We start from the raw sequence: 20,375 nt of genomic DNA on the forward strand, positions 1-20,375 counted from the left end.
TTTCTTTCTTAAACATGTTATATACGTACAGTTCACTATGGTGCGGTCAATGTCACTGTCATAGGGGGATTGTCGCCATTCGGATTGGTCAGCGTCAATGTAGCTGTATCACCGGACACGGCATCCGCTCTAAAGTAGAAATAAAGCGCATCACCGCTCACGCCAGTTGCATGGAGCATCGTTTCACTATTAAGCAGAATCTTGTCCGCATCCTGTACTCCGGTAATTTCCCAGTCCCATGAGCCCGGACTGCCTGAAGTAAAGATAATCTTGCGGCGTTGCATGATTCCCGTTCCGGCATCGCTACTGTCCAGTTCCACGTTCCAGGTCATCCACACCCCGTCTCCGCCCCACTGTTTCAGAAGTACCCGATGGTGTAAGTTGCCTGCATCGATATAGAACCCGGTACTCCGCTCAGTTCCGACTCCGGAATTGTATTTAGGCATCACAACATTCACATTATACGTATACACTCCGCCCGAAACAGATGTCTGGGTCATGTTGACCGTTGCCCACGAATCCATACCACTCTTATCCAGTACAGCACCGACCGGATAGCCCGTATTCGGAATGGCGTCATAGTTCGTTTTGACCTCTATATCGACCGTGGCTGCATTAGCAGCCGTCAGAACCTTAGTCTGCGACAATTTGAGGTAGTACTGTCCGTCCAGAATTACATTTACCGGGCTCTCGTCCCACTCAAGAGGGGTGGCGGACAGTTGATAGATATCATTCGATAGCGAAAGGTTGTAGTTGATATACTCACCTGACTCCCAAGAGTGCGGATTTGTATCGATAATATCCTTGAGCAGGAATTCCCGTTCGCCATAATTGGTAGTGATGACAATCTTGGCCGTCGCAGGGAAATCGTCGGCATCAGTAGGCAACATGAGAAACGTACCACCAATCAGAGCGGCATCTTCGGTCACCGTATTGTTGTCGATGAGAGTAGAAGCGATGTTCCCCGTTGTGACATCACTCCACACAAAATCAGGCTTGTTATGTTCCGTAGTGGCAGCTGGTATATTAGGAATAGTAAGCTTCCCGCTTTTCCCTACATTTCGGAACTCTATCTTTTCAATGGTTACTACATCGGGCACCGGGTCTACCTTTTTGAACGTAAAGGTAACCTTGGTCAGCGTGTGGTAGAAATGTATACTCACACCTGTCATCCATGCAGGCTCCGACAGAGCAGCCAGCACATCAACGTGGTTGGCAGCGTCGGCATTTGCCGTATAATTCAATACCATTTGCCCCGGGTTGGAGAAGTTAGCAGTGGGCGCATTGGTACCGCTATACGGGTACCACGAGAAGAACTTCATACTGGCACCCAGCAACGCCGGCCAGTATTGCTCCGGTGAGATCGTTGCCGTGAGGTCGGGGTTCACTCCGGCTCTTGCATTGAAGTATTGTTCCGGAGTAGATGAGGCAGGTGTCAGGGAAGCAAAAAAGCCGAAAGTCTCCCCTTTCAGATCGGTATTCGAAGAGATAACCGTACCACGGGTTCCGGCGTTTCCACCTTCTCCGATACGTTGCACGACAATCAACTCCCCGCACGGTATCATCTCTTCGCCGATACACGAAAAGAGGACGAACGGAAGGATAGCTGCCATTACAATCATCTTGATACTATTTCTAAACTTCATCATCTTATTTCTTTTCCGATATAAACAAAACATCCAGTGAAATGTATTACAAACCTATACTCAAATCGATGTTTTTTACTTCACCCCAGTCTTCCACCGTTATCGTCAGTATCTGAATACCGATTTTCCCTACCCGGGCCGTTATCTGATATACGTTATTTCTCCGTATCTCCGTAAAAGGCTGTGCTACCGGGGTACCTTTGTCATCAACCTTTGTTATTGTCTCTATCACCTTCCCAGTTACTCCGGTGACATCCGGAGGTCCCTTCAGGACATTGGTCATGCTGACGGCCAGTCGGTCGGAGTAATCCGATCTGAACGTACGCTCGGCAACATAGAACGAACTGAGCAGTTTCCGGTTCTTAGCCCCGGTGGCAGACGAATACGCCCACATTTCCGAGGTTGACGCTGTCCAGGTTTCTGTTAATAAGTCACTGTCCGGTACGTTGCTCTTCACTTTTCCATAATTTTTTGAAGGCTCAGTATTATCGCGCGTACCATTTGCTTCGTTTCCCATCACAAAATAACTATCATGAGAAAGGTTGTGCAGGGTAACACTGGTACTTCCGGCAGTATATCCGGTCATCGCTCCACCATCTATAGCTTCAAGAAAGATATCTACCCGGGCTACGGCACGTTCGATAACCATTTCTACTTTTTGAGTTTCATCAGGTGCTATAGATATATCCCGAATCACTCCTGTCATGGGCATGCCGGTCGTAGAAATTATCTGCCCGTCACTATTCAATATATCAGAGATATCATAGAGCATATCTTGCAATGTCCAAAGACTGGCGATACCGTCGAGCTTACTCGTAAGGCTCTGTGGTTCGTTGGCAATTACTACGACCAAAATATCATTGCTGGAAGTCACTTCGAGAAGCTGCGCATCTATATCGGTAGCTGTCTCTGGAGTGCCCAATAGGATGTGTTTATTCACATCCAGCCTCACGCCACCGGGCGTGCTGCCGAATACGATAAACCGCATGGAGTTTATCTCCTCCTGTTGATCCACCTCTCCATTGTCCACCAAGTTGATGCTGAGCTGCGCCCGAGTAGGCAAGGTCAGTTCGTCGACAACATCGCTGCTGCACGAAAATAAAAGGGCTGTGAATGCCAGATATATGATATGTAATAGTCTTTTTCTCATTCTTAAATTTCAATCCCATGAAGCCAGTAAATCCAGGTGCCCACAACAAGTCCGATCTGGATAAATTCTCCTCCTCCAGGCTTCTCGGTGACAGTGAATATCAGGTTCCATTCGCTCTGACGATCGAGGTATTCCTGGAAAGGAAGTTCTGTTCCGTCATGGCGGGAAGTAGGCCGGGCAATGCTCAGCAACTTCATCAGGTCGTAGCTCCATATTTTGGCTCCAGTATCCGCATTCTTTATAATGAACTGGTAATCCCATCCGTCTCTATTGAACAGACGCATGGTGTTGAGACGTGCGGATACAAACACATCGGAGGTTTCTCCCTGACCTGTATAATGAGGCACGTAATGAACCGGTCCTTGGTTTGTTGGTTCGTTCTCCCAAGAATAGGTTGCACTTTCCGGTGCCTGAATTTCAAACGTATATTGCGTTCCATTTGTTTCGCCTTCTCCATACTTCATCAACGCGATATTGAACCGGTTGGTGTTGCGTATCAGGTTCACCGGGTAAACCTTATGGTCGGTATTGGACGGCAAGTGGTCCACCTTCACTACTTCGCTGAAGTAGAGATGCTGGAACTCAAAGTCTACAATATCCGATGCACGCTTCAAGGCTACAGTGAGCTGCTGAAGGGTTGTTGTTCCCGGAACCAGTTCACGGCCTGCATTGTCCAGAGTATGGAAATTGTCGGACAAACTACCAACGGTCAGCACCTTGTAGTTTCCGAAATCGAGTTCATTGGTCAGCGACATCCGGTTGCCGCCAATCAGCGCGGCAGCCTCGGCTCTTTTAGAAAAGAGCAGTTTGTCATCGCTGCCGAACACGAATACATCCACCGATTTGACCTGCGGGTTGAATGCGTCCGCATATTCCATATTATAGTCGAATGTAAATTCCAGCCAAAGTTCACACCGGGGCAAGTCTTCGCGTATAGTGTCACACGAGGCCATACACAGCATCGAGGCAACGATAAGGAACAGCTTAGTTTTTCCGAACATATCTTTTTCTTTTTAGGGGGCAGCATTGTTTAACTGCCGTTTATATTGTCAGAGGACATGTTTAGTGACCTCCGGTTACTTTCACTTTTAGGGGCGCTTCTCTATATTCATACTATTTTGAGTGCGCAAAGGGGTAGTGCTGTTTTTGGAAAGCCTGTCACCGGCTTATTTTTATCTTTATCGGCTACCAGTGCCGCACAAAATGTTCTATAAAGAAAAAGGCAGGGCAGGCAGTCCGCACTGCCCTGTTCTTTTTATATAAAAAGTATATTAAATTTCAAAATTGGTTTGCCAGTATACCCACGGAGCAACTTTAATCTCGAAGTGGAGGTAAGCTCCCAGCTTGTCGATGTCTTCTTCCTCCTTAGGATCTTCAGGACCATCACCAGGATACCACGGTGTACCGTTTCCATTTACTTTCGTCAAGGTCAACGTGTAGTAGTTATTACGCACTATACCATATTTTCCATACTCCATATGATCGTTAGCTGCGTTATCATGACGAATCTCATAGTAGTAATAGTTGAGACTCTTCTGATACCAGTAGATACAGCCATCTTCTTTAGTCAATTCACCACCGTTTGCACTGATATTGTCAAGAATAGTCTGAGTAAGACCTGCAAAGCTACCCGGATCAGCACCACCAAGTGCAGTTTTTACTTGTGTATAGAACTTATCGCATGCATTCACCAGGAGTTTCTCCAAAGCAGTTCTATCATCTTCAAGTTTAGCAGCAGCAGGCGTGTAAGCCGCCAGCAATGCAGGAAAGTTCTTAAAGTTTATAGAGTTAGTACCATTGGAAAGACGATACCAGTCATCACCTAAAGTAAAATCAGCATCATTCTTCCAAGGTGCATACTGGCCTTTAATCACCAAACGCGTGGCTGCACCAAATTTCTGATATCCTGCAGCCATTGTGTTTTCGATACTATATCTGTAATTCTCACCCGCAATCGTACTTTTACTAACCCAATCTACTTTAGGTTCACGATCTACATCAAGTACATTCTTTACAATACCTGTCAGGTATTCTGTACCACCGGCCGTCGTAAAGTTCGGGTCAACCGTATAGAAGTTGCTCTTATAGAATCCGGTAGTATGGGATGACCTTGTCTTTGTCTTCTGTGCAAAAGGAAATAACAAAGAGTTGTAATAATCAATAGTCCAGTTTCCAAACTCAAACTGGCCAAGAGAATTACCAGTGACGTCTTCAAAAGGTCCGATTTCCGTCACAGCAACCATAACCTCCATTTTAGATGCAAGACGTTCTATATCCAGTCGAGCCGGTTTACTTTTCGCTGCATTTAAGGCTTCTTGTTCAGTTTTATAATCACTGGCCTTAAAGATGTTAGCCGCTACATCGAGTAGACAATCAGCTTTCCATGCATGGTTAGTAGGCTCCGGATCACTATCATCATAGAAACCGGCATTAATCATTGCGCAACCATTGCTGTGCACAACCTCCTCTACAAGATAAGAATTATTAGCTTCACCGCTCTTTGTAGCTACTGTGATCAGAGCGTTGATATCATTAAACGTTGCGCCAGCCGCAATACCATCCAAACGTGCCTGTAACACAGTTCCCGGATTGGCGACCACAAGTAAATACTTGGTATCCGTACTTACCTTAACTGGAGTGTTCGGAGTAGTAATTCCAGAGTTTGTTCCAAATTCACTTGTTCCCAGCACAGTAGCATACTTAGTTGCATCTGCGTCTTTGACTACTACTTTACTTGCGTTGAACGTAATCACATACAGTTCTTTAATTGCACTTTCTTCCGGCAAAGACGGTTGCTCGCCAGAGGCGCGTGTTCCCGGAGTTTTAGGATTAGTCAGACTGATTGACACATAAGCCACATCATAACCTTTTGTCACCCCGCCATCAGAATCATCATCGAGGTCATTTGAACAACTTGCCAATGCCGTAATGGCCAGCAACGATACTAAAATTGATTTAATCTTTAGCATAATACAAACATTTTATTAGAAATTAATTTATATATTTATTCTCTTTGTTACAGCATTAGTTAATGCTGTTTTTATTCATTACTGATTTTATTTATTCTTCTTCTCAATTTCGGCAGTATTAGCCTTCTTTTTAGCTAATTCTTCCAGATTTTCCTTGGCTGCATCCAGCCCTGACTGCTTTGCAGCATTCAAATACTTCTCCGATAATTCATAATCTCCTTTCATTAATGATAATACTCCCATTGCATTGTTATATTCAGGTAAGCAGCCATCCGACTTCACCCTTTCCAGATAGCGTTCCGCAGATACCAGATCATTGCGTGAAAGGGCCGCGGTAGCCGCATTCATAGCAGCAATTTCACTTTCCGGATAGAGGCGGACCGCTGTTTCAAAAACATCGATAAACTCCTGTGACCCCTTCGGATAAGTGTTAGCCACCATGAACATCTCATTCAAACTCAGGTTCTGGGGACGTTTCTTTATCACTTCCTTCGCCTCTTCCAGATTGAAGTTTCTGACATCATAGCTCACCTTACAGATAGCTACACGCAGACTTGGGAATATTTCCTTCAACATAAGCCGATAGGGCACGCCACCACGAAGCTGCATCAACTTTGTTTCTCTTCCTTTTTCAATCGGAATATTCGTGATGATATCCAGCACCTCCGCTTTATAATCCATCTCAAACGTATCGAGCGCTTTTACCAATCCGTCCCAGTTTTCACCACCGAATATGATATAGTATTGATTGCGCGGGAAATCATACCGTGCAGCCAGATAGTTGCGCAATGCCATGGCACGACCTTCGGACAAACGTTTGTTTGCAGCCAGCGTTCCTTCGGGAGAAGCATAACCTATGATATCCAGACGCTTCACGTTCACATTGACATCTGACTTCAGGTCATCAATCATCGCACGGATTTTTGCCAACTCCTGAGGATTGTTCATGTATTCAGGACGGATATCCACCTTGTTCACCTCAAAGTCCAGAAAACATTCCGCCTGTATATCACGACTCTTTATTTCCTCTACTTTAGGCTCCACATACGAGAGATAAGGAGTCACTACATAGGGCACCAGCATACGTTCAAGCGTAACCTTATCAAAGGTATGCTCCACGCTCATCAGTGCACTTTCGCCACAGCCACATTCGTCACGCTGTACGTTCAGCCCGGCATCCGCCATCCAAAGTTCGTAAGGCAATGTATATCTGTAGCGGATAACGCCACTCTTCTTCTTCTGATTTTTCTCTACCCAATAAGGTGTCTTATAATTCTTCTTCGCTTTAGCACTCATTACTGCCAGCCTGCGTTCATAAACCAGATACTCGTTTTTTCCTTTGATAGAAACCCGAGGAAGTTCGTAAGTAGTGGTAGGAGAAACTAACTGCGGGATGAGGTCCACCCCATGCGCCGATTTCACTTTCACATCTTTCATCAGGATATCGAAATCTATATGGACCGTTTCTCCCAATTGTTCCAATCGCACAGGTACTATGGTGATGGTTCCTTCATAAGAACGATCCTGAGCCATAACTCTGTTTACATTCAGGCACAAGACAGTCAGTACCAACGCGATGAATGGCATATTTCTTTTCATCATTCTCATTCTATTTAATTACGTAAATAAGTGATACACTTGCTTTTGTTGGTCCCACATAATTCTTACTGGTATCTTTCTGTTTAGTGCCACACGTTGCACAGGGGTACTTCTCATATACGATGCGTGCATACCCCAGTCCAAGGGAAGCCTCAATGCTCCAGCGCTTCTTCAATATCCATGAGTGCCCTATCGAAATACCGCCTCCATACAGATGTCCCTGATAGCGCATATTCTGCATATTCTCACTGATAAGCGGCCAGTCGGGCAACCCACCTACATTGAAGTCAGCATAGTGACCATGCAACCCTATAAACGTACGATTGAAGCTTTCGCAGAACCAGTAACGAAGTTCCGGTTGTATACCCCAGTGCTTCAAGCGAGTATCATCAAACTTCCATGGATTATAATTCACCGGAATATCCAATGTCCATTTACGTGCCAAGGCTACTTCCAAACCAAGATTCATAGTAGTAGTGGCATCGTAAAGAAGATTGCTTTTTACAGCAATCTTCTGAGCCTTACTTTCGGCCGGCAATAATCCCAATATGAATAGTATGCATACTAGTATTTTCTTCATTCAATTCTTGTTTTTATTTTAAAATCATTCTATCGGCCGAATTCGTGTTCCAGCCCGGAACGTACCAAAAACAGCCTAAAATCTCAGTATGCAAATATCGGAGTAATAAGGGAGACGGTAAATTGTATCTATTTCTGTTATAGGCACTAAAAAAGTAAGGATACAACTATTTAAGTGTTTTTCGAAAGAACAATTGCTGAAACAAGAACAAAGAAGTTTTTAAGAATTATGATTTCGATATACGAATATTAAAAATACAATTGTTTCAATATTCGAAACTTATGAGAGAAATAAATTCAAATTATTTAATATAAGAAAGAGGGGCAAATCGTCATTATATACAAGTTGCATAAATACGAATATACAAGTTTATAATCAAAATCGGTTCTACACATACTTCTCAAGCCGATTAAAAGGAATAAACGCAAAATTTCATAGGAAACAAAATTGTATTAATTACGACATTATATACTTTATATTCTTACCTTTATTATAAAAATAAGATGGGGCGTTAACCTCACGGTCACGCCCCATCAATCTACGCAATCTTTGATAATAACTAATGAAAAAGAACCCTTTTCAGCAGATTTATTTTAGCTCAAAAGATACAACGCCTTTTATATCTGCTGCCGAAGCTGCAACGATTGCTTCGAACTTACCCGGTTCAGCTATCCAGGCATGCTGAGCATCATCAAAGAAACTCAAGGCCTCTTTGTCTATAGTAAATGTAACTTCCTTCTCTTCGCCCGGAGCCAGTTTTACTTTTTTGAAACCTTTCAGTTCTTTGACGGGACGAGGCAAAGAGGATTTCTTATCGCTGATATATAACTGTACAACCTCCTGCCCTTCACAATCACCTGTGTTCTTCACAGTTACAGTAAAGGTTATCTGATCATCAGCAGACATCACTTTCTTATCGGTAGCAGGTTTACCGTAAGCAAATGTTGTATAAGACAATCCGTGTCCAAAGGGGAACAATGGTTTCACCTTCTTCTGTTTGTCCGTCCAACGGTAACCGACAAAGATACCTTCGTTATATTTCATATCCACCACTTTCTTACTGCGGTCGGCAAAGTATTCGCCAACGCTGTGAGCCGGCACATCTTCCAGACGAGCAGGGAAAGTGAAAGGCAATTTTCCGGAAGGATTAACATCCCCCATCAATATAGCAGCAAGGGAATTTCCAGCCTCTGAGCCCAGGAACCAGGCTTGCAATACGGCAGGAACTTCTGCAATCCAAGGCATTGCCACAGCATTACCGGAAACATTCACCACAATCAGATTCTTATTGGCTTTTGCCAAGGCAGAGATGACATCATCCTGTGCATAAGGCAAGGCAAGTCCCTTGCGGTCGGAATCTTCACAATCCTGGTTGTTACTCTTATTCAGACCGCCAATGAAGATAACATAATCAGCATCTGCAGCTACTTTTACGGCTTCAGCTATCAATTCTTCGGGCGTACGGTCGTCCTTCAAATTCTGTCCCGTTACCACACCATTATATTCACCTGTCGCATCACCCACATAGCCACGGGCATAAACAACTTCTGCCTTATCCCCTACACGGTTTCTGATACCATCCAGCGGAGAGAGTTCACGCTGAACTTTTAAAGAAGAACTACCACCGCCTACGGTCATCATCTTCACGGCATTCTCACCGATAACGGCAATCTTCTTCGTTTTATTCAGGTCGATGGGCAACACAGCACCCTTATTTTGCAACAACACAATGCCCTCTTCACCAATACGGCGAGCAGCTTCATAATGCTCGGGGGACAGTATGGAACCGAAAGGACGATTCAAATCCATTGTAGTGCGGAATGCCAGACGCAAGATGCGACGCACTTTATCATCCAGTTCCTTGGTACCCACTTTACCGGACCTGAGACGTTCCAAATAGGGCACGGCCAGATAATAGTTATCATAAGCATTGCTACTGCCATTGGCAAGACCATCCGTCCAGCTACCAAATTCCATATCAAGGCCGTTTGTTATGGATTGATCGGTATCGTGCGTACCTCCCCAGTCAGAAACGACTACACCATCAAAGCCCCACTCGCCTTTCAGAATATCATTCAGCAAATACTGGTTGTGGCAGGCATGCTGACCTTTGTACAGATTGTAAGCGCCCATAATAGACCACGCCTTACCTTCCTGAACAGCAGCTTTGAAAGCAGGCAGATAGATTTCGTAGAGGGCACGATCGTCTACAATGACATTCGTAGTATGGCGGTTTATTTCCTGATTGTTCAATGCATAATGCTTCACACAGGCGGCTACACCATTTTGTTGTACACCTTGCACGTAAGGAACTACCATACGGGAAGCCAGATACGGGTCTTCGCCCATATACTCAAAGTTACGTCCATTCAGCGGGGTGCGATAGATATTGACACCAGGTCCCAGAAGAACGGCTTTGTTACGATAACGTGCCTCTTCACCGATGTTTTTTCCGTAAAGCATGGACATTTCAGGGCTCCAGGTGGCAGCCAGACAGGTCAAAGCCGGGAAAGCTACACAAGAGTCATTAGTCCATCCTGCCTGATCCCATTCATCCCAAAGAACCTCAGGACGGATGCCATGAGGGCCGTCCGTCATCCAAAACTCCGGAATACCCAGGCGGGGCACACCCGGACTGCTGAATTTACTTTGCGCATGCAGCATAGCTACTTTTTCTTCGATGGTCAGCCTTTTCAAAGCATCCTCCACTCTTTCTTCAATAGGTTTGGCTGCATCCAGATATACAGGTTTCTGCTGTGCAAAAAGCGGGAGAGTAACAGCAAATGCCAAACCGAATAATACTTTCTTCATGTGAATAAGTGATTAATGTTTAGTGATTAGTGATTAGCAATTAATGATAAGTGATTAATGGCAAGCGCAGCCTGCTAATCACTTATCACTAATCCCTAATTGTTATTTTTCATTCCTAACGATTGTATATACCCTTCCTGCACCACGCAATTCTCCAATTTACAAGCCTCAATAAAATCCATCATTGCCTTGCGTACCATTATCTGGTCGGGACGAGCATCACGGATTTCCTTATAAGAGGTGCGCGGAGCCTCAGAGAAATAAACAATATTCGCCCAGTTCTCCGGCGGAGTAATACCAACGAAACTGGAACCATCCATCTTCTTATACGGCCAGAAAGTGTAGCCAATATTATTTTCACGCATCGTCTGGCAGAAGGCAGCCTGCCATTCGTCTGTATTATGACCTATTTCGCCCATATACATTGGCAAGTTCACGCTGTCACGGAAGTCGATGATGCTCTGGATAGCCGCTTTTGTGGGATCTCCCCCATAACGGTGACAGGTATACATTATTTTATCGTCAAACTTAGAATCCGTAAACGGTTTGAAGTTGCCGTTCCATTGCGCACCGCCCAACAAGATGATATGATTGTTATCTACCTCACGGATAGCGGCTACACCTTTCTTGTATATATCTTCCAGTTTACCGTTCAGTTCCTCCATATTCGGAAAGTACGGAGCAATGGGTTCGTTAAAAAGTTCATAACCGAGAATAACCGGTTCATTCTTGTAACGGTCTGCAATCTTGCGCCAGATGTCGCAATACAATTGCTGGCTGGTTTCGCTTTCGAACAACCAGGGATATCCGTAGCTATCATCGATATTATCGCCCGTTTGTCCGCCCGGAGCATCGTGCATATCAAGAATAAGATAAAGGTCCGCTTCACGGCACCATTCCACTACGCTGTCCACACGGGCAAAGCCATCCTGGTTAGCCGTCAGTCCCATAAAATCTTCATCTGTGAAGAGCTTGTAATGAAACGGAAGGCGAATAGTATTTGCACCTGTATTCTTGATGAACTGTACATCTTCACGGGTAATGTAATTGTCTTTAAATGCTTTCCAGAATTCAGCAGTAAAGTCAGGCCCCACCAGTTGACTGAACATTTCATTGATGAAACGGGGAGAGTTGGTTTTATTGAACTTGAACATATATCCCTCTGGGTTCAGCCAATTACCCAGATTGGTGCCCATTATAAAGAGTTTTGTACCATCGGGCTTTATCAGATCTTGCCCTTGAACAGTAATAAACGCGGCAGGTTTCTGTATTTTTTCTGCCTTTTCACCGCAACTTCCCAACATCAGGGAGGCTGCCAAGAGGGATGTACCCACTAAAATAGATTTCAACATGGTATAATAAATATAAGATTATTTCTTCCAGCGATAAGAGGCTACCGACTTGGCAGGCACTACACAATCTACGTAATTCTTTCCATCCTTTACCGTCAGCCGGGCTTCTGTGGTTCCTTCGTTCAAGAGGACAAAAGCCACGGTTCCATCGGGATTTTCGAAAGCAGAGTACATCAATCCTTCCTCTGCATCACCCTTGCTTTCTATGCGGACAGCACCCGGTTTCACCACAGACGACAGATGTCCGATGATATAATAATGAGAATTATAAGTCATCGTTTTGTAGTCTTCACGACTGATATCCACAGCACCGTAACAGGTTTTACAACCGCCTTCGCGCCAGGGGCCACGCTCATTATCCAGCATCAGGTTCCATACAATAACGCCTTTGCACCAGTTGTTCACAGTTCCAAGAGCCACTTCGCGCATGTCTTCCATCAAGCGTTTTTCAAGATTACGTCCATCATTCCACATGCCGATGGAAGTTTCGGTGAAAATCAGTTCTTTATCCGGGCGTTTCTGCTGAATATTGTTCAGTTCTTCGCGTCTGCCGCCATAGTTATGATAAGCAGCTCCGGTAAGGAAAGCGGCGGCTACTTCGTCATCGTACATCTTAGCGGGATATCCCTGTTGGTCGGCCATATTATCGTAATTGTAGTTATGGTCGAAAGCATAAATCTTTGCATCCAGCCCGGCAGCTTTGAAAGCAGGGCCAAGGGCATCGCGCACGAAAGCCAGTTCTTCCTTCCAGCCCATGAACAAAGAAGCAGAATTACCCCTATTCAACGGTTCATTTTGCGGAGTGACGGAATAAATTTCAATACCTTCTTCACGGAATGCCTCTATCCATTTCACGAAGTAAGTGGCATAATCCTGATAATAATCCGGATTCAGTTGTCCGCTCGTCCAGGAATCAAAAGACTTCTTTTCTTCCAGATTATTCACTTTCATCCATTTGGGACAAGTCCACGGAGAGCCCAGTATCTTGATAGTGGGATTAATGGCTAAAATATCCTTCAGAATAGGTATCACGTATTCTTTCTCTTCGGTCTGCAAGGCAAAGTTCTCAATACCTTCGGTGTCACAGCAGGTATACTCACTCAACGAAAAGTCAGAGCAACCGATGGAAATGCGAATATAGCTGAAACCTAGCCCGTCTTTATCAGAGAAGGTTTCGGTGAGAAACTTAGCACGGTCGGCAGGTGCCATCTGCATCAGGTTATAGCAGGTAGAGCCGGTAACAGCAGCACCGAAACCATCCATTTTCTGATATTGCACTGCGGGGTTCAGGGTGATGACAGACGCAGATGCAGGAGATTTTGAGAGTTTCTGAGTGGTGTGATTAAAACTTTGCTGGCGGTCGGCGGTCGTAATGTATACGTCCACTTTCTTCCCTGTTGCATCTTCGCCCAGCGAAGCAGATGTCTTGGCACATGCAGTAATAGCAATGAATAGACAGCATCCTAATAAAAGAGGTAGTTTCAAGTTCATGGTATGTTTTTCAAGGGTTAATTAATCTTCCCCAAAGGTAGGCAAGATAAAGGCATTGCGTACCTCAGTGTTATCAATATGTGGACGAGTGAAAGTCTTCATACAGATAACACATTAAGAAACAACGAAATAAGATTAAGCAGAGAAAGCAAAAAAGTGGATAAGAAAGAAGAACATGACGTATGGTTAGCGTATCTTCATGACGCATGTTTCAAAGTCATCGCGCGAAATACATGCCTTATTTTTCACCTTAGCCCGATAGTTATAAATGGTGTTGACGGAATAGCGGAGAAATTCTGCTATCTGCGAACTATCGTCAATACCCAGACGGATTAAGGCGAAAATACGTAATTCTGTGTTTAGCAATTCACCCTTACGGAGTACGATACGCTCTTCCGGCTGTAACAATTTATTAAACTTCCCCACGAAATCCGGGAAAAGATGAAGGAAAGCCGTATCAAAGTTCTCATACAGTTCTTTCAGGTCAGTATCAAGCACATCTCTTGAGCGTACCATTTTCAGGAGCTCTTCCGTCTGCCCGCCGGAGAGTTTCTTGTTGACCATACGCCGGTAGGCATCCAGACGGTCGATGTAGGCAGAACAGAGCTTCAGGAAGCGACCGATATATTCTTCCTTAATATGGTTAGACATTTGCAGTTGCTCGTTAGCCTGCTCCAAGTGACTACGGGCCACGGAAAGGTGCTTCATTTGCCGGTAAATCCAGACGATGGCTATGACGAGCAGCAAGGACAGAACACTAATCAGCAAAAGATAAAAACGGAGGCGCTCGTTCTGTTTCTCCTGCATGGCCTGATAGGTGAGGTCTATCAGAGACAGGATGCCGGCCGTCTGCAAACTGCGGCTACGGGCATTGTAATGGTTGGTTTCACTCCACGAAAAGCGAATATAGCGGTAAGCCCGTTCAATGTCTCCTTCTTCATAAAGCAATTGCGCCAGCGTCCATAGGGAAGCATGGTCGGTTATGGCAAGGCGAATATCGGTAAGCGCAGACAAAGCCAGATAATACTTTTCCTGCTCCCGGTCGCCCAAGAGACGATAGAGCATAGAACGGTGATACGTTACCAGCGCATACTCCGGCGTATCGGGACGCACACTCGCCAGGCGGGTATCGTTAATCTTCAAAGCCTCTTCCAACTGTCTGGAAGCGGAAGCCTCCATTTCCCGGCGCTCCAGATAAAAAGCGGAAGTGGGAGAAAGCACCTGCATCAATGAATCTCCATAACCAGCAGACAGACTATAGTAACGCCCACGCCGGAAGGTATCCTGTGTATAAACGCCCAATTCACCGTACAAATGGCGGTAACATTCATAATAATCGGGCAATAAACGAGAAGACAATTCCCCAGGGTTTATCTTTTCCAAATCTTCAGAAGCTTCTTTATACATGCCCGCCGCCGACATCAGATGTGCCCGCCGGATACGCGTTTCATCAGCCGCCTCGCGGTCTTCGTGCTGCTGCGCCCAGCGCAGGTTACGGCTGAGATAATAGAGGGCCGAGTCGCATATATAAGCTTTATACTCCTGATACATCTCCGCATTCAACCGGAAATAATCCGTAGTTGCCTTATCCGTCTGCGCCAACTGCTGCCTCAATGCCTCAATGCGGACTTCCCGCACTGCCACATATTCTTTATGGGCACCGATAGCCTCATCAAGAGCGCTCTCCCACCCATCTATTGGAAGAGTACCAGCCTGAGCCGACATTCCACGAATGCCCGCTAAAGCCAACCCTAAAAATATCAGCAGTTTTATCTTCATGGGGACAAATATAAAAAATTAGTTTCCTATATTTGCAGCATTAACCCCCAAATGTATCCGATAATGAAAAACTTAGCACCCCAACGAGTGGCGGCGGTCGATGTATTCCGCGCGCTCACTATGTTCCTCATGCTTTTTGTGAATGACATCCCTGGTCTGAAAAACATCCCCCACTGGCTCGAACATGCCGAAATGAATGAAGACATGATGGGATTCTCCGACACTATTTTCCCTGCATTCCTGTTCTGCATGGGCATGTCCGTATCTTTTGCCATCCAAAACCGCTACCGGAAAGGTGACACCACTTTGCAAGTCATCGCACATGTCTTCTGGCGTACAGTTGCCCTGATTGCAATGGGGCTGTTTTCGCTTAACTCCGGCGGCATCGAAGGTGGGCTCTCCCATCAATGGTTCACTATACTGATGGTCATCGGTTTCTTTCTGGTCTGGGCAGTTTATCCGAAAGCCGAAGGTTCAAAAAAGCACCTATTCATCGCAATGAAGATAGTCGGAGTGGCACTGCTGGCATTCCTTATATTATATAAGGATTTAAACGGGAAACCTTTCCACCAAGGTTGGTGGGGCATACTGGGACTTATCGGCTGGACGTATGTGGTGTGTGCCGGTATTTACTTGTTTACCCGTGAGAATCTGCGTAAGAATGTAATCGCATGGCTGGTCGTTGTGCTGCTTGCCGTAATCAGTCATTCCAGCCTGATACCACAGGAATACGGTTTACGTATCATCCTGCTGCCTTTCATCCCCAGCGATTGGACACTGCATGCATTCGGCATGTCGGGCGTGCTCACTTCACTGTTGATGCAGAAGTATGCCGACCGGGAACATCCACGCAAGTTTATCACTATTCTTTGTGTATTGGGCGTCATCATGCTCATTGCCGCGCTTTGTTCACATCCTTACTGGATTATCTCTAAGATACAAGCCACTCCAAGCTGGTTGTTCTATTGCCTTGCCGCATTCTTCCCGCTGTTTGGTTTGTTCTATTGGCTGACGGATGTAAAAGGCAAAACGCCTTGGTTTGATATTATCAAGCCTGCCGGAACAGCAACGCTGACGTGCTATATCATTCCTTATCTATGGTATTCCATACAGCAGTTAGTAGGCTTGCATTATCCCGATGTGCTGAATGCCGGCACCCCGGGCTTATTGCGCTCGCTCATATTCTCCCTCATCATCGTCCAACTGACCGGACTGCTGGTGAAGGCTAAAATAAAACTGAAAGTATAACTTTTAAGATTTATGTTAAAGTTACAAACTCCCAACAACGAAAACAAGGTGCTGCTTCATTCCTGTTGCGCACCTTGTTCTTCTGCCATTATCGAATGTCTGCTTGCCAACGACATTCGCCCCACTGTGTTTTATTATAACCCCAACATCTACCCCCAGGAAGAGTACGAAATCCGAAAAGCCGAAGCCATCCGCTACGTTCAGGGTCTCGGGCTCGATTTCATTGATGGCGACTACGATTACCAACTCTGGCGCACCTCCATGGAAGGTATGGAAAACGAGCCCGAGCGCGGCAGCCGTTGCCTGAAGTGTTTCATCCACCGTCTGACAGAGACAGCACGTTATGCCTCAGAACGCGGTTTCACTCTATTCACCACGACCCTCGCCTCTTCCCGCTGGAAAAGTCTTGACCAAATAAATGAAGCGGGGCGTCGTGCCGCTTCCCTCTATCCCGGCACCACATTTTGGGAGCAGAACTGGCGAAAAGGCGGACTACAGGACCGGCGAAACCAACTTCTCAAAGAACATGACTTCTATAACCAGCAATATTGCGGTTGCGAGTTCAGTAGACGCAGGCTCTAATCACATTTGTTGTATATACTTATCCAAACTCTCTACAGAGGATAAAGAGAGCTTATTCTTTATTCACTGTAGAGAGTTTTCAATACCGACTGAAGAGTGATATTAAAAAGAGTTGCTACAGCCTTCATCGGGGCCCTCTCTTTTTTGAATAATTACTTATCAGTGAATGTAATTCTTATCGTGTAGTTTTCGTATTGTCTACATAAGTCACTTCCGGACCTAGGTAAGAACGTTTCATACCTCCAAAATCAATCACCACTTTCTGGATAATCACCCCGGGGTTAGCACAAATTAATTTGAATGTATGCTTACCCGGTTTGTCTATCTGAAGCGTAGCTACACCTATAGCACTGTTACGGGCTACATTTCTGCGCCACTCACCTGAATATTCCCTTGATGCTGTCGACATCCATTGCACCATTCCTTCATCAATCATTACTCCATAGCTGGTGTCATGTTTGGAATCTATCGGGAATAGAGGTAAAGCATATACATATACTGTTGCATTTCCGGCATTGAATGTATAAAAGTCGTATTCGGTTTTGGGAGCCCGATTGGTGAACCATTTATTTTGGGAAGGTTTGGTCGCTTCTCCTAATTGTACACAATCGTTCTCATAACCTAACCCTTTTACTGTTTTTATTTTGATATCATCGTTTTCGTGTTTACGATGGAAAAGGCCGGCATTTATGGAAACACAACCATTATCTTCTATATACATGCCTCTCACTTCATCAATCGATGGAGTTTCTGGATTGAATACAGGAACAAATATCTTATCAGTTTTACCATTTATCACGATCTCAATCTCTCCAATTATATTGTTACCATGAGGTACCTTATTCCAATCGATTGAAACTTTGATTCTTTCCTGTGTAGCTGTTTTCCCACTTAATTTACTTAGCTTTATCCAATTGGCATGAGTAGTTGCTTTCCAAATAAATGTTTTTTTTCCTTTGTTATAGACTTCAAAGAAGAAGCTTTTTTTTGTATATGGATTGACAGATGGGAGTACATTTACATTAGGCATCCCAAAGGTGTAATCTTGGCCGGGTATGAAAATTCCGACTTCTCCCTCTTCGGGTATATCTATTTGTTCGGTAGGCGCCATTTCGTGATAACTGGCATTCCAACCCGGGCTTACTGCCATCATGTGCTTCCATTTACCATTGAGCAGCGAATTGAACTTATCAGTATACATAGCAAGGCTATCAAAATAGACTTTTGCTTCGTTTGCTACTGCATTGGTTGTGGCACGTCCCTGTCGGGCATACCAACGATTTTTTTGAGCTGTCAGCATCTTCTTGTTCATCAGTGTAGCTCCTTTTACCGGATAGTGAACTAGCTCATAATAAGCAGGTTTGTATTCTTCCGGTAATTGCTTCCATATCTTCTCGCTCTTATCTGCAATACGGTCGTACGCAGCCATTCGCTTTTCGGCTTCATCATAATTTGTAAAAGAAAACTCTGTATCTATAATTCTTTCGCGTTCCAGATAGTTATTCCATTGGTATCCCCATCCCATTCCTTCAGGTTTGTGTTGGAACCCTAGCAGATAATAGTTATTGATGATATCAACAATATCATCTCTGTATTTCTCTCCGAATATGGAAGTCAGAAAATCGGTATGGTGAGTATAGGCATTATCAAAGTTGAATTGTTCAATATCCCAAGCCATATCAAGGAAAAATTTCATGCCAAGTTCTCCCGGTTTAATGTCTCCTACATTCAGTAACCAATAACGATTGGCTCCTGTGTCATAAGCTTTTCGCATTTCTTCATAGATTAATGTAGCAGGAGTTGTATTAATCCACAGATAATCGTGTGGCTCTCCACAGTAGGATATATGATAATATACACCTGATGCACCTTTACGTTTTTGTTCTTCCTTGTTACTTAGCCTTTTCATATAGCCGAAGTTATCATCAGGCCATACTAAAGTCACATCATCGGGCACCTTCAGACCTTTCTCATAAATGTCCAATACTTCTTTGTAGGGTACAAATTGTTGCGGAATGGATGTTATATCTTTATCAATGTATTTTTTTAATATGTTTCTTTGATCACTCAGTACCTCTTCTATTAAACTTACTTCTTTTTCTTTGGGTACACCCACCAATCCGGCATCGTGAATACCCCGCATAGCTAATGTATAGAAGTTCTCGTATTGTCCATTTTCAGATATACGTTTATCCAATACTTTGTTAATACCCTCTTTATTGGTCATATAGTTCCATTCTCCCATGGTTTCACTAGACCATTCTGTGGCATTGTTAAATAACAAAGGTTCGCAATGTGCAGAGGTCATGACAATGGCATAGTTGTCGGCAACAATCTTATTATCGGGATATTTATTGAATGCACCTGATCCCGGATGCATGGCTGGTGCCAGCATATTACCTTTCATTCGAAGAATGAGTTCGCATATCTTTGCGTAAGTTTTAGGACCGATATCGCCCAATGTCGGGTCAAATGTTTTGGCCGCCCAAGGCACAAGCCCCCATCCTTCGTCATTCAGGAAGATACCACGATATTTCACGGAAGGTTCTTTAGAAATATACTCGGCTGTTTCCAGATATATCGCCTTTTGCTTTTTTACAGGAACATCAGCCCACCAATATAAAGGAGATACTCCCATTGCTTCAGATAGGGTGAAGGTACCATAGGCTGTTCCACGTCTGTCACATCCTGCAATAATCAAAGCCTTGTCTACACCACTAAAAGGCTTTTCTACTATCTTAATAATATATTGTTCCCAACCGTTTCTTATGGCAGATATATCTATTTTATTACTTGCAACAAGTTTATCGATCCATTTATTATGTCCTAGAGTTCCTATAATAATAGGTTGCTTGGATTTAATAGATTTTGTAGTGAGCAGCTTACCTTTTTGACCGCTTACCCGTTCTATATCTTCTGCTAAAAGTTGGGATACTATTTTAACTACTTCAAAGTCGGAGTTATCTATGTATATTTCACTAACATTCCTATTGGAGTATATTGAAAATTCATTACCTGTATGAAGCTTATTGCTGATTTTAATCTGTGCAAAACTAAAAGTCGCATAACAGAGTAGTAAAATGGCGAGTAATTTTCTCATAATAAAGTCTATTTGTAGCGGCAAATTATTAAAACCTGCCGGCAATATAACATCACCGGCAGGTTGTT

The 20,375-nt window shown here is 44.3% G+C and carries 13 protein-coding genes; 2 read left to right on the forward strand and 11 right to left on the reverse strand.

The genetic code is table 11. From position 1 onward, the window contains the following. Positions 1-35: 35 nt before the first annotated feature. From HMPREF9447_RS10945 to HMPREF9447_RS10990, 10 genes are all read right to left on the reverse strand, one after another. Positions 36-1,649, reverse strand: a complete 1,614-nt coding sequence (locus HMPREF9447_RS10945) for a fimbrillin family protein (RefSeq protein ID WP_044138015.1) — start codon at positions 1,647-1,649, stop codon at positions 36-38. A 43-nt stretch (positions 1,650-1,692) separates the two neighbouring features. Further along, positions 1,693-2,796, reverse strand: coding sequence for a fimbrial protein (locus HMPREF9447_RS10950; RefSeq protein WP_009129795.1), 1,104 nt, complete (start codon positions 2,794-2,796; stop codon positions 1,693-1,695). 2 nt (positions 2,797-2,798) lie between these two features. After that, a complete protein-coding gene (locus tag HMPREF9447_RS10955; protein WP_009129796.1) occupies positions 2,799-3,797 on the reverse strand; it encodes a FimB/Mfa2 family fimbrial subunit in 999 nt (332 codons plus the stop codon). Positions 3,798-4,067: 270 nt separating this feature from the next. Then, positions 4,068-5,765: an Mfa1 family fimbria major subunit gene (locus tag HMPREF9447_RS10960; protein ID WP_009129797.1), complete on the reverse strand. Its 1,698-nt coding sequence runs from the start codon at positions 5,763-5,765 to the stop codon at positions 4,068-4,070. Positions 5,766-5,852: 87 nt separating this feature from the next. Beyond that, the gene (locus tag HMPREF9447_RS10965; RefSeq protein WP_009129798.1) at positions 5,853-7,367 is read right to left on the reverse strand and encodes a DUF3868 domain-containing protein; all 1,515 of its coding nucleotides are present in this window, start codon (positions 7,365-7,367) and stop codon (positions 5,853-5,855) included. Positions 7,368-7,374: 7 nt separating this feature from the next. Beyond that, positions 7,375-7,944, reverse strand: a complete 570-nt coding sequence (locus tag HMPREF9447_RS10970) for a DUF3575 domain-containing protein (RefSeq protein WP_009129799.1) — start codon at positions 7,942-7,944, stop codon at positions 7,375-7,377. Positions 7,945-8,532: 588 nt separating this feature from the next. After that, positions 8,533-10,755: a glycoside hydrolase family 3 C-terminal domain-containing protein gene (locus tag HMPREF9447_RS10975; protein WP_009129800.1), complete on the reverse strand. Its 2,223-nt coding sequence runs from the start codon at positions 10,753-10,755 to the stop codon at positions 8,533-8,535. A gap of 95 nt (positions 10,756-10,850) precedes the next feature. Next, entirely contained in the window at positions 10,851-12,107 is a 1,257-nt protein-coding gene (locus HMPREF9447_RS10980; protein ID WP_009129801.1) for a glycoside hydrolase family 5 protein, read from the reverse strand. 18 nt (positions 12,108-12,125) lie between these two features. Continuing rightward, positions 12,126-13,598 (reverse strand): glycoside hydrolase family 30 protein, encoded by a 1,473-nt coding sequence (locus tag HMPREF9447_RS10985; protein WP_009129802.1) that lies wholly within the window; start codon positions 13,596-13,598, stop codon positions 12,126-12,128. Between the two features lie 186 nt (positions 13,599-13,784). Next, positions 13,785-15,377: a DUF6377 domain-containing protein gene (locus HMPREF9447_RS10990; RefSeq protein ID WP_009129803.1), complete on the reverse strand. Its 1,593-nt coding sequence runs from the start codon at positions 15,375-15,377 to the stop codon at positions 13,785-13,787. Positions 15,378-15,440: 63 nt separating this feature from the next. Here HMPREF9447_RS10990 and HMPREF9447_RS10995 point away from each other — a divergent pair, with 63 nt between their 5' ends. After that, positions 15,441-16,625 (forward strand): DUF5009 domain-containing protein, encoded by a 1,185-nt coding sequence (locus HMPREF9447_RS10995; protein WP_044138141.1) that lies wholly within the window; start codon positions 15,441-15,443, stop codon positions 16,623-16,625. Between the two features lie 12 nt (positions 16,626-16,637). After that, positions 16,638-17,207 (forward strand): epoxyqueuosine reductase QueH, encoded by a 570-nt coding sequence (locus HMPREF9447_RS11000; RefSeq protein ID WP_009129805.1) that lies wholly within the window; start codon positions 16,638-16,640, stop codon positions 17,205-17,207. Positions 17,208-17,382: 175 nt separating this feature from the next. On the opposite strand, the gene HMPREF9447_RS11005 is transcribed toward HMPREF9447_RS11000, so the two are convergent. Next, positions 17,383-20,307: a glycosyl hydrolase 115 family protein gene (locus HMPREF9447_RS11005; protein WP_009129806.1), complete on the reverse strand. Its 2,925-nt coding sequence runs from the start codon at positions 20,305-20,307 to the stop codon at positions 17,383-17,385. Positions 20,308-20,375: the final 68 nt, after the last annotated feature.

Source organism: Bacteroides oleiciplenus YIT 12058 (genome assembly GCF_000315485.1).
In the GTDB taxonomy this organism is placed as follows: Bacteria; Bacteroidota; Bacteroidia; order Bacteroidales; family Bacteroidaceae; genus Bacteroides; species Bacteroides oleiciplenus.